Source organism: Desulfospira joergensenii DSM 10085 (assembly GCF_000420085.1).
GTDB classification, from domain to species: domain Bacteria; phylum Desulfobacterota; class Desulfobacteria; order Desulfobacterales; family Desulfobacteraceae; genus Desulfospira; species Desulfospira joergensenii.
Genome location: NZ_ATUG01000003.1, coordinates 504,619 through 516,536 on the forward strand (window position 1 = coordinate 504,619; position 11,918 = coordinate 516,536).

At 49.6% G+C, this 11,918-nt stretch carries 9 protein-coding genes; all 9 read left to right on the plus strand.

Going from position 1 to position 11,918, the window contains the following annotated elements:
* Positions 1–38 precede the first annotated feature (38 nt).
* The 9 genes from parE to ybgF all read left to right on the plus strand — a co-directional run bounded on the left by parE (position 39) and on the right by ybgF (position 11,859).
* The gene (parE, locus tag F608_RS0126485; RefSeq protein ID WP_022668773.1) at positions 39–1,994 is read left to right on the plus strand and encodes a DNA topoisomerase IV subunit B; all 1,956 of its coding nucleotides are present in this window, start codon (positions 39–41) and stop codon (positions 1,992–1,994) included.
* Positions 1,991–4,276 carry a DNA topoisomerase IV subunit A gene (gene parC, locus F608_RS0126490; RefSeq protein ID WP_022668774.1) on the plus strand — a complete coding sequence of 762 codons (2,286 nt, stop codon included), beginning with the start codon at positions 1,991–1,993 and terminating at the stop codon, positions 4,274–4,276. The genes parE and parC overlap by 4 nt, the downstream gene beginning before the upstream one ends.
* Before the next feature lie 9 nt (positions 4,277–4,285).
* Positions 4,286–5,665 (plus strand): membrane-bound lytic murein transglycosylase MltF, encoded by a 1,380-nt coding sequence (gene mltF / locus F608_RS0126495; protein ID WP_022668775.1) that lies wholly within the window; start codon positions 4,286–4,288, stop codon positions 5,663–5,665.
* 93 nt (positions 5,666–5,758) lie between these two features.
* Positions 5,759–7,222 (plus strand): Rne/Rng family ribonuclease, encoded by a 1,464-nt coding sequence (locus tag F608_RS0126500; RefSeq protein ID WP_022668776.1) that lies wholly within the window; start codon positions 5,759–5,761, stop codon positions 7,220–7,222.
* 109 nt (positions 7,223–7,331) lie between these two features.
* Positions 7,332–8,147 carry a hypothetical protein gene (locus tag F608_RS0126505; protein WP_027363154.1) on the plus strand — a complete coding sequence of 272 codons (816 nt, stop codon included), beginning with the start codon at positions 7,332–7,334 and terminating at the stop codon, positions 8,145–8,147.
* Between the two features lie 32 nt (positions 8,148–8,179).
* Positions 8,180–8,524, plus strand: a complete 345-nt coding sequence (yajC, locus tag F608_RS0126510; protein WP_022668778.1) for a preprotein translocase subunit YajC — start codon at positions 8,180–8,182, stop codon at positions 8,522–8,524.
* A gap of 17 nt (positions 8,525–8,541) precedes the next feature.
* Positions 8,542–10,113, plus strand: a complete 1,572-nt coding sequence (gene secD / locus F608_RS0126515; protein ID WP_022668779.1) for a protein translocase subunit SecD — start codon at positions 8,542–8,544, stop codon at positions 10,111–10,113.
* Between the two features lie 12 nt (positions 10,114–10,125).
* Complete coding sequence (gene secF / locus F608_RS0126520) at positions 10,126–11,160, plus strand: protein translocase subunit SecF (protein ID WP_022668780.1); 1,035 nt, start codon at positions 10,126–10,128, stop codon at positions 11,158–11,160.
* 141 nt (positions 11,161–11,301) lie between these two features.
* Positions 11,302–11,859: a tol-pal system protein YbgF gene (ybgF, locus tag F608_RS33510; protein WP_161626897.1), complete on the plus strand. Its 558-nt coding sequence runs from the start codon at positions 11,302–11,304 to the stop codon at positions 11,857–11,859.
* Positions 11,860–11,918 lie beyond the last annotated feature (59 nt).

Genomic DNA, 11,918 nt, shown 5'->3' on the forward strand with positions numbered 1-11,918 from the left:
ATTAAGTTTCAACCAGATTAGCATATATAAAATAATTTATGAAATTATTTGATCACGGTGCCGGCAAATCAGATTCCGGCAAGAGTTACGACGCTGAATCCATAGAGATTCTCAAGGGGCTGGACCCGGTACGGCGCAGGCCCGGCATGTATACGGACACCACCAGTCCGGACCACCTGGCCTTTGAGGTCATAGACAATAGTGTGGATGAGGCCATAGCCGGTTTTGCCGACACCATTGAGGTGATCCTCACGGAGGAAAACTCTGTTATTGTCAAAGACAACGGCAGGGGCATGCCCGTGGACCTCCATCCTGTGGAAGGCATCTCCGGGGTGGAGCTGATCATGACCCGGCTCCATGCAGGGGCCAAATTTTCAAACAAGGATTATGCGTTTTCCGGGGGCTTGCACGGCGTGGGCGTATCCGTGGTCAACGCCCTTTCCTCAACCATGAAAATCATGATCAAGCGGGAAGGCTCCCGGTATGAGATCGGGTTTCAGGACGGGGTAAAAACCGGGGAACTGGAAAACATCGGCAGTGTGGGGAAAAACAACACCGGCACCTCGGTTGAATTCTTTCCCAACCCGAAATTTTTCGACACTCCCAAATTTTCAAAATCCGCCATCCGGGCCGCCTTAAAATCAAAGGCCATTCTCTGTTCAGGCCTGACCACCTCTTTTCTGGTTCAGGCCACCGGGGAAAAAGAGACCTGGTTTTACGACCATGGTCTGGATGAGTACCTGAACGAACATTTAAAGGAGAGAAAATGCCTTTTTGACCAGCCCTTTACCGGGAAATCGGAAAATGATGATTTCCAAGCGGTCTGGGCAGTCAACTGGATCAGTGAGGGAGGGGGGACCATTGAAGAAAGCTATGTCAACCTGATCCCCACCCGGCTGGGGGGAACCCATGTCAATGGGTTTCGTTCCGGCCTGCTGGAGTCTGTCCGGGAGTTCTGCAAATTCAGGAACCTTCTGCCCAAGGGCCTTTTCCTGGCTCCTGAAGATATCTGGTCCAATGTGGGATATGTTCTGTCGGTGAAGCTTTCCGAGGCACAGTTTTCCGGCCAGACCAAGGAGAGGCTTTCCTCCCGCCACTGCGCCAACCTGGTCAACCCCAAGGTCCGGGACCGGTTCAGTCTCTGGCTGAATCAGAACGTCGCCCAGGGGGAGGCATTGGCCAATCTTGCCATTGAAAACGCCAGAACCCGGGTAAAAAAATCGAAAAAAATTACCCGGAAGCGGACTTCCAACGGCATTACCCTTCCGGCCAAACTATCGGACTGCACCAGTGCAGACCAGAACCTGAGAGAGCTGTTCTTCGTGGAAGGGGATTCCGCCGGCGGATCTGCCAAGCAGGCCAGGGACAGACGTTTTCAGGCCATCATGCCCCTGAGGGGGAAGATCATGAACACCTGGGATCTGTCCTCTTCCTCTATTATCGAATCCCGGGAGATCCGGGACATTTCTCAGGTCCTGGGGATCCTGCCCGGGGAAGAAGACATCTCCAAACTCAGGTACTCCAAAATCTGTATTCTGGCGGATGCGGATTCTGACGGTCTGCACATTGCCACCCTGCTCTGCGCCCTTTTTCTCAAACATTTTCCCAAGATTGTCCGCCAGGGACATGTGTTTATTGCCATGCCTCCCCTTTACAGGATCGATGCGGCCAAAGAAGTGTTTTACGCTCTGGATGATTCGGAAAAAGAGGCCATTATCAAACGCCTGAACCGCAGGAAAAGGAAAACCAAAATCAATATCCAGAGGTTCAAGGGCCTGGGGGAGATGAACCCCTCCCAGCTCAAGGAAACCACCATTGCCCCGGATTCCCGGCGGCTGGTTCAGCTGTCTGTTGACCCGGAATCCGAAGAAGGCGAATCCGATTCCCTGAAGCGGGTTTTTGAGGTCATGGACATGCTCCTGGGAAAAAAACGGGCCAAGGACAGAAAAGAATGGATTGAAGCCAACGGCAGCATAGAAGAGATTGAATCATGAAAGAAACTAGTCTGGTTTCAAATGACTATGAAAAGATTCCTTTCCAGGAATTTACCCAGAAAGCCTATTTAAACTACTCCATGTACGTGATCCTGGACCGGGCTCTCCCCCATATCGGAGACGGGCTCAAGCCGGTTCAAAGAAGGATCGTTTACTCCATGAGCCAGCTCGGGCTTTCCGCCACGGCCAAATTCAAAAAATCCGCCCGGACCGTTGGGGACGTGCTGGGTAAATTTCATCCCCACGGGGATACGGCATGCTACGAGGCAATGGTCCTCATGGCCCAGCCCTTTTCCCTGAGATACCCTTTGGTGGACGGCCAGGGCAACTGGGGGGATCCCAATGATCCCAAATCCTTTGCCGCCATGAGGTATACCGAATCCCGGCTGTCCAGATACGCTGAGATTTTTCTGGATGAACTGTCCGAGGGAACCGTGGACTGGACGCCCAACTTTGACGGAACAATGGACGAACCCAGAATCCTTCCGGCCCGACTGCCCAACCTTCTGCTAAACGGAACCACCGGCATTGCCGTGGGAATGGCCACCTCCATTCTCCCCCACAACCTGCGGGAAGTGGCAAAGGCCCTGATCCATCTTCTTGAGAACGAAGATGCGGGCCTGGAAGATGTCTGTAAACACATCAAGGGTCCGGATTTTCCCACCCGGGCGGAGATCATCACCCCCCCCGAAGAAATTGAAAAGATTTACCAGACCGGAACGGGCCGGATTAAGATGAGGGCGGTCTTTGAGATCGAAGACGGGGAAATCGTATATACAGCCCTTCCCCACCATGCATCCACGGAAAAAATTTACGAGCAGATCGCAGCCCAGATGGAGGCAAAGAAGCTGCCCATGGTCAGTGATATCCGGGATGAGTCCGACCACGAAGATCCCACAAGACTGGTGATCATCCCCAGGTCAAACCGGGTGGATCTCCATTCCTTGGCCGACCATCTCTTTGCCACTACGGACCTGGAAAAATCATACTCTTTCAACATGAACATGATCGGCATCAACGGCCGGCCCCAGGTCAAGGATCTGCTGACCATTTTAAGGGAATGGCTGGAGTTCAGGGCGGACACGGTCAAAAGAAAACTTGAATTCCGTCTGGACAAGGTGGTAAACCGGCTTCACATACTGGAAGGGTTCAAGATCGCCTATTTGAACATAGACGAGGTCATCAGAATCATCCGTGAATCAGATCATCCGAAAAAAGCCCTTATTGATGCCTTTGCTCTTTCCGAAATCCAGGCAACGGCCATCCTGGAAATCCGGCTGCGCCAGTTGGCCCGTCTCGAGGAAATTAAAATCCTCAAAGAGATGGAAGAACTTGAAGCCCAGCGCAAAGACCTTGAAGAGCTTCTGGGCAATGAGGATGCTTTTAAATCTTATATCATCGATGAGATCCGGGAAGATGCCAAAAAATACGGGGACAAGAGAAGGTCCCCCATCAAGGAAAGAAAAGAGGCCGAGGCCTTTTCACCTACGGACGTCATCGATGTTCAGCCCGTCACCGTTATTTTGTCAAAAAACGGATGGGTCCGGGCGGCAAAGGGTCACGAAATCGACCCGGAAAAGCTCAAGTTCATGTCCGGGGATTCCCTGCTTTGTCACGCCCGGACCCGGAGCGACAAGCCCCTTGTCTTCCTGGATGATATCGGCCGGAGCTACATGCTCTTAACCCATGTGCTTCCTTCGGCCCGGGGAAACGGCGAACCCCTGACCGGTCATATTTCCCTCCAGCCCGAGGCACAGATTTCTTACATGCTCACCGCCCAGGAGGATGACTATTTTCTGGTCGGGTCGGACAGGGGATACGGATTTATCACTAAATTTTCCGATTTTTTCACCACCTATAAAAACGGGAAGGCCGTCATTTCATTGAAACCCGGGAGCAAACCCCTTGCCCCCCGGCTGGTGAATGATATGAAAACCGACCGGGTTGCCGCAATTACAAATCAGGGCAGGCTTTTAATCTTCACCCTGAATCAGCTGCCCAGCCTGAAAAAGGGCCTGGGCAACAAGATCATCTCCATTCCCAACAAAGGGGCAGGTCCGGATAAGAATGAAGTTCTTAAGTTCCTAAAAATATTGCCATTAAATTCTAATCTTGTTATACATTCCGGCAGGCATTTCCTGAGGCTGAGTCCGGGAAATCAGGAGGACTACACAGGTATGCGCGGCCGACGGGGCAGACTGCTTCCCAGGGGATATCGAAAGGTTGACAGAATTGAGATTAATTCACTTGAAAGCCGGGACGGGACAGAGGAATTTGAATAAAACCCATTCATGAACCGTTTTTTACATAAATATTTTCTCCTTCTTCTGCTCTCTCTTCTCTGCCTGATCTTTGGAATGGTCTGTGTCCTGATTCAGGAAAAAAAACTGGGTGAAACCCTTTCCAGCGTTGAGCGGATAAAGAAATCTGGAACCCTTCGCCTGATCACTAGCAACAGCATGAACACCTTTTACCTCTATCGAGGGAAGCCCGACGGGTTCGAATATGATCTGGCAAAAGAATTTGCAAAACACTTGAACGTTGACCTGGACGTTGTCACTCCGGGTTGGAACAATATGTTTTCCTATTTAAAACAGGGCAAAGGGGATTTCATTGCGGCCGGTCTCGCCATTACCAAGGACAGGCTTGAGCAGGTGGCTTTTTCCATTCCCTATATGACCATTCAACAGCGTGTGGTTCATCACAATCTGATCTTCGGGCCCAAGAACATCCAAGATCTGGAGTTCAGGACCATCCACGTGAGAAGGGGAACATCCTACCAATCTAGGCTGGAAGAGATAAAAAGATCCGGGGTGGATTTCAAATATATTCTCCATGACAACACCCCCACCGAAGACCTGATCGCCATGGTCAATGACCGGAAAATCAAATTTACCATTGCCGATTCCAATATCGCCCTGCTCTGCCAGCGGTACTATCCGGATATCCGGATCGGAATCCCGGTTCAGGAAAGAGAATCCCTGGCCTGGGCCATCCGCAAAAATGATGACGACATGCTCAAGGCCATCAACCGGTTTCTGCTCCATGCCAATGAAACCGGAATTCTAAAGAGAATCACACAGAAGTACTACCACAATATCCAGGATGTGGATCTGTTTGAAATTAAAAAATTCCATGACCGGATGAAATCAAGGTTTCCCAAATATAAAAAGCTTATCCAGAAAGAATCCAGAAAATACGGGTTTGACTGGCGCCTGGTGGCTGCCGTTATTTACCAGGAATCCCAGTTTGACGCCAATGCCAGGAGTTTTACCAATGTCAGGGGGCTGATGCAGGTTACCCGGGCAACTGCAGAGGAACTGGGCATTGCCAATCATAAAAAACCCGGCCAGAGCATCAAGGCCGGAATCAAATATCTGAATAAGATGTTTCGCAAGTTTGATCACATGGAAGATGAACACCAGCAGATGCTCTTTGCCCTGGCCAGCTACAACGTGGGATACGGCCATGTGACAGACGCCATGAAAATCACGAGAAAAAAAGGCCTGGCCGACAACAACTGGCAGGATGTAAAAACCGTTCTCCCCCTTTTGTCAAAGGCCCGGTATTATAAAAAAACAAAGCACGGATATGCCAGGGGCTGGGAACCGGTCCAGTACGTGGACCAGGTCCTGACCTATTTTGATATCCTGAAAAAAAATGCCTCTTAAAAAAAATTACCTTGCCCTTTTTATAAGATTAAGCAAGCATAAACCTTCAATAATCAGGGCCGGGATTAACCAAACTTTAAAATGAGTGAATAAATGACACGAAAAATTTTAATTAACGCGCTGGACCCGGATGTCAGCAGAATTGCGGCTGTCATCGACAACAAGCTGGAGCAGTTTCACATTGAAACCCGGGCCAAACAGGTCACCCAGGGAAATATCTACAAGGGAGTCGTTACCCGGGTAGAACCCAGTCTTCAGGCGGTTTTTGTCGATTACGGGATGGAAAAGAACGGATTTTTACAAAAAAACGAAATCCACCGGGATTATTTTCAGGATATTGAAACCAAGGACAAGTCCCTGTTCAACCTGATCAAAAAAGGACAGGAGATGATCGTTCAGGTGGTCAAAGATCCCATCAGCCAGAAAGGGGCCATGCTGACCACCTTTATCTCCCTGCCCGGCCGCCTGGGCGTCCTCATGCCCGGCAATACCACCCGGGGGGTTTCCAGAAAAATAGACGAAGAAGCAGAACGGAAACGCCTGGTCAAGATCCTCAAAGGAATCAACGTTCCGGAAGGATTCGGAATGATTGTCCGGACCGCCGGGAAAAAAGCCACAAAAGCCCAGCTGACTTTGGATCTGAAATATCTCATGAGGGTATGGAAAAACATCGATACCCTGGCTGTGAAAAACCAGGCCCCCTGCCTTTTGTACAAAGAGCAGACCCTGGCCGTCAGATCTCTCAGGGACTATTTCACCACGGATATCAAGGAAATACTCATTGACAGCCCCGAGACCTTTAAAGAGGTCAAGGATTTCATGGCCATGATCGCTCCCAAACAGAAGAAGATTGTCCGTCTCTTCAAAGGGGAAAAGCCCATTTTCACAAAATACCAGTTGGAGGAACAGATCGCCTCCATCTTTAAGCGGGAGGTCCAGCTTAAATCCGGGGGATTCCTGGTCATTGAACAGACCGAGGCCATGGTGACCATCGATGTGAATTCGGGCAAGTCCACCAAGAAAAAAAATATTGAAGAGACCGCTTTTCACACCAACCTTGAAGCGGCTGAAGAAGTCGCCCGTCAACTCAGACTCAGGGATATGGGCGGACTGATTGTCGTGGATTTCATTGATATGAAAGAGCGCCGCCACAAGGCCGATATCACAAAAACCCTTAAAAAGAACCTCAAGGGGGATAAGGCCAAGACCAAGGTGGGAGGAATCACCACCTTCGGACTATTGGAAATGTCCCGGCAGAGAATCCGCCACTCCATCACCTTTGGAAGTTATGAAACCTGCAGGCATTGCAACGGAAGGGGCACGGTTCCTTCTGTTGAAACCCAGGGGCTTGCTTTTTTACGCCAGATCAATTTGAAAACCCTGAAACCTGAAATCAAACATGTCACCGGCCTGATTCCCAGGGAAGTGGCCTATTATATCCTGAATAAGAAACGGGAAGAACTGCTCGACATAGAGGCCAAGAGAAAGGTCTCCATCAGTATTAAAATCGATCCGGAAATGGTCTTTGGTCAGAGCAGCATCACCTGCACGACCTGATCCATGGGTTTTGTCCGAAAAAGCCCGGAATATGGGCCGGTTTCTTGACATAATCCCTGGTTTTGTGTATCTGAGACCGGTTAACTTAAATTTTTGCAGAGGGGAAGACATGCTCCTGAAAAAAGATGGAAAGACTATTGTTGCAGCCGCTCTGATCATTGGTACACTAGTCGCCCTGGGCTTTTACATGGCCAAAAAGCCGATGAAAGAGCAAGACAGCTTTCCATCCCAAGAAAAACAGGAGATCCAGCCAAAAGAAAAAATCCAAACGGATACCGGGAAACCCGAGAAAAAAATTGTCCAGGGAGAAATAGAAGACAGGCCGGCCATTGATTTCAAAAACTTAAAAAAAGATCCGGCCCTGGATGAACTTATGGTGGAAAGAAAAGACAACCTGGGTATCAAGGAAAGCCTGGATATGATTGTTCGATCCGATGAAAAATTCGTTGTGGGGGGTCAAAAGATCTCCATGCAGGAGATCCTTGAAAAAGCATTTACCGGCCGGGGCGAGGTATACCAGGAAGAAATCAAAGCTTCGGGGGAAGAGGTTGCCCAGGACATCAAGGAGTACGGCATCTACGTGGTCAGACCCGGGGACAATCTCTGGAACATCCACTTTAATATCCTAAGGGAATATTACGCGTCCAGGGGAATTGAGGTGGAATCCAAGGCAGACGAGCCTAAAAACATGGGATTCAGTTCCGGTGTGGGCAAAATTCTGAAATTTTCCGAAACCATGGTGATCATTTACAATCTCATCGACCGGAAGGTGTCCCGGGATATCAATCTGCTCCGTCCCCTGAGCAAGGTTGTGGTTTACAATATGAGCGAGGTCTTTTCCCTGCTCCGGGAATTCAACTATGAAAATGTAGACCGGATTCAGTTTGACGGAAGAAATATCTGGATACCGGCAAATAAAAATTAATTTATTTTTAATACTTTTAAGGAGGCGTTATTTTGATTAGCACAGCGTATGCAATGGGAGCCGGCGGAGGCCAGGCAGCCCAGGGAGGCGGATTGGCAGGATTCCTGCCCATTATCATTCTTTTTGCCATTTTTTATTTTCTTTTAATCCGGCCCCAGCAGAAAAAAGCCAAGGAACATAAGGAAATGATCGGGAACCTCAAGAAGGGAAACCGGATCGTTACTTCCGGCGGCATTTACGGCACCATCCTGACCGTTGATGATACCACCATTGGCCTTGAAATAGCGGAAAAGGTAAAAATTAAAATTTCCCGTGGAAACGTTGCGGCCCTGATCTCAGATTCAGAACCTGCCCAGAAATCAGACAAAAAGAAATAAAAGTGGAGTATCCTCAATTGAAATCATTTACCTTGAAACGCGTGTGCATCCTGGGCATTATTATTGCGGCCGTTGTGTGGTTGCTGCCGACCTTCACCAATACCTGGCCCCATAAAAAGATAAACCTCGGGCTTGATCTCCAGGGAGGCATGCATCTGGTACTGGAAGTCCAGAACATCAAGGCGGTTGAAGCCGAGATCGAAAGAAATGTCCATGAGCTTAAAAAAGAACTTCGAAAACAAGAAGTTCAGCATCTGGGAATCACCCGTCAAAAAAACAACACCATTCTGGCCAAAATCAGCGGCACACAAAACAAGGAAGGCTTTCAAAAGATCCTGACCGAGGAGTTTGGCAACTTCAAAGTCTCATCCCCTGCCCTGAACGGAGAAGAGTATATCTTCACACTCCGTCTTCCCGATGAAGAGACAGACAATATCAAGAAAATGGCCACGGAACAGGCCCTTGAAACCATCCGAAACAGGATAGACGAATTCGGCGTGTCCGAGCCGGACATCCGGATTCAGGGAGACAACAGGATACTCCTCCAACTGCCGGGCATCAGTGATCCGGAACGGGCCAAGGCACTGATCGGGAAGACCGCCCAGCTCACCTTTCAGCTGGTCAATGAGGATGCCAGCCTGGAGTCTGCCGTAAAAGGTACGGTTCCCGTGGGCAGCGAGGTTCTCTATGAAACCAAGACAGATCCGGTTTCCGGGTCAACTTCAAAGATACCCTATGTGATCAAAAAACAGATCCTTCTGGACGGAAGCCTTCTCACCAATGCAAGGGTCGAGTTTGACCAGTACCAGCAGGCCCAGGTCGGTATAGAATTCAACCGGAAAGGTGCGCGGATTTTCGAAAGAATCACCGGCGCCAATATCAAGAAGAGACTGGCCATTGTTCTGGATAAAACCGTGTATTCGGCCCCGGTAATCCAGGACAGGATTGCCGGTGGGAAAGCCCGGATTACAGGCAGATTTACCACAGAAGAGGCAAAGGACCTGGCCATTGCACTGCGGGCCGGTTCTCTTCCTGCCCCGGTCCAGATCATTGAGGAAAGAACCGTGGGGCCGACCCTGGGAGCGGATTCCGTCCGCATGGGCATGATCTCCATGATTGTTGGCGGCGGCCTGGTGATCTTTTTCATGATCATCTTTTATAAGGGTTCCGGGCTTATCGCCGACCTTGCCCTGCTTGTGAACATCCTTCTCATCGGCGGGGGGCTGGCCGCATTTCAGGCCACACTTACCCTGCCGGGCATTGCGGGAATTATTTTGACCATTGGCATGGCGGTTGACGCAAACGTCATCATCTTTGAAAGAATAAAAGAAGAGCTCAGGGCCGGAAAAACCCCTCTGGCATCCGTTCATGCAGGTTTTGAACGGGCCACCCTGACGATATTGGATGCCAATGTCACCACATTGATCGCCGCCATTGTTCTGTTCCAGTTCGGTTCCGGACCGGTTAAGGGGTTCGCAGTAACCCTGGGTCTGGGTATCGTAGCCAGCCTTTTCACGGCACTGATTCTGTCAAAGAGCATCTTTGATTTCATGCTTCAAAACAGAAAATCCTCAACACTTAGTATATAAGGAAGACGAAGAATGCAGCTTATCAAGTCTGATATCAATATCGACTTTCTCGGAAAACAGAAAATCGCTTTTCTGTTTTCTTTGATCCTGCTTGTTGCCAGCCTGGGATCCCTGATCTACCACAAGGGACCCAATTACGGGATCGATTTTGCCGGAGGAACCCTGGTTCAGGTGAAATTCGCCCAGAACGTGTCCATTGAAGACATCCGCAACAGTCTCGGCAGCCTGGACCTCAAGGGAATTTCCGTTCAGGATTTCGGTGAGGACCAAGACCATGAGTTTCTCATCCGGACGGCCAGTTCCAATATAAGCGGAGACGGATTATCAGAAGCCGTCTCTGCCGCCATCTCCAAGGGCACAGGCATAACTCCTGAAATCAGGAGGGTGGAAATGGTCGGGCCCCAGGTGGGCCAGGACCTTAAGAAAAAGGCATTGCTGGCCATTTTTTATTCCCTGCTCTTTATCACCATCTATATTTCCGGCAGATTCGAACTCAAATGGATTCTGTCCGGCGTCACGGCAGGGGCTCTTATGACCGCAGTGTACTTTCTCTCTTTTTTCAACGTGAGCATGCCCTTTCTCATCGCCGCAGCCATGGTGGTCACCCTGGCATTGTTCTGGACCCTCAAACTCCAGTTTGCCATGGGAGCCATTGTGGCACTGATTCACGATGTGCTCATCACCGTGGGGATCTTTTCCCTACTGAATCTCGATTTTTCCCTGCCCATTATTGCGGCCCTGCTGACCATCATCGGGTATTCCCTGAACGATACCATTATCGTTTTTGACCGGATTAGGGACAATATCAAAGGGGAGAACTCCCGGGAAAAGCTGCCCGGGCTGTTCAACATGAGCATCAACCAGACCCTTTCACGTACCCTGCTGACGTCTCTGACCACCCTGATCGTTCTGTTTGCACTTTACTTTCTTGGAGGTGAAATCATCCACAACTTTGCCTTTGCCATGATCGTAGGGGTGCTCATCGGAACCTATTCCTCCGTATTTGTGGCAAGCCCCATTGTTCTTGCCGCCCATAACAAGGCCTGATAGATGAAGGGTTCAAGGTCTCTTTTCCTGAAATTTTTAGTTTTGCTAGTGTGCTGCGCGCTTATTTCATCCTGTTCCGGCCTGGACCTTTTTGGCAAAAATCCAGACCCGGAACAGGACCTGGAGGATCCTGGTCAGCCCTTGGATGCAGATCTTGAACTGGCACGCCTCACCCGGGCCCTTGAAAAGGCAGAACAGGAAAAGGGCATAAAAGACAAAACCATTTCAGAACTTGAAGAGAAAATCCACGGCCTGGAACTAAAGGTCAGGGACTTGGAAAAACTCATTGCCCAGAAAAAACCTGCCGTGATCCAACTGGAGTATATCGAACCGGTCCAATTGTACCAGAAGGCCCGGAATCTCCTGCTGGAAGGGGATGCCGTCAATGCGGCCCAGCTGTTTCAATCCTTTGCAGATCATCACCCCAATCACAGCCTGGCAGACAATGCCCTTTACTGGCTGGGGGAGTGCTATTACTCCCTTGGCCGGTACACCAAAGCCGTTGAAGAGTTTAAAAACCTTGTAAAAACCTATCCAAAGGCTGAAAAAGTGCCCGATGCCCTGCTCAAAATCGGATACTCCTTTCTGTCCATGGATGATATCAATCGTGCCGGCCATTTTCTCAAGCAGGTCTTGAAGAAGTACCCCTTCTCGCCCGCTGCCGAAAAGGCTGAAATTAAGTTAAAATCAATTGAATAAAACACATCAAATCTGTAAGGAATGCATCAGGATTCAGAAAAACACCTGCCATGGTTTAT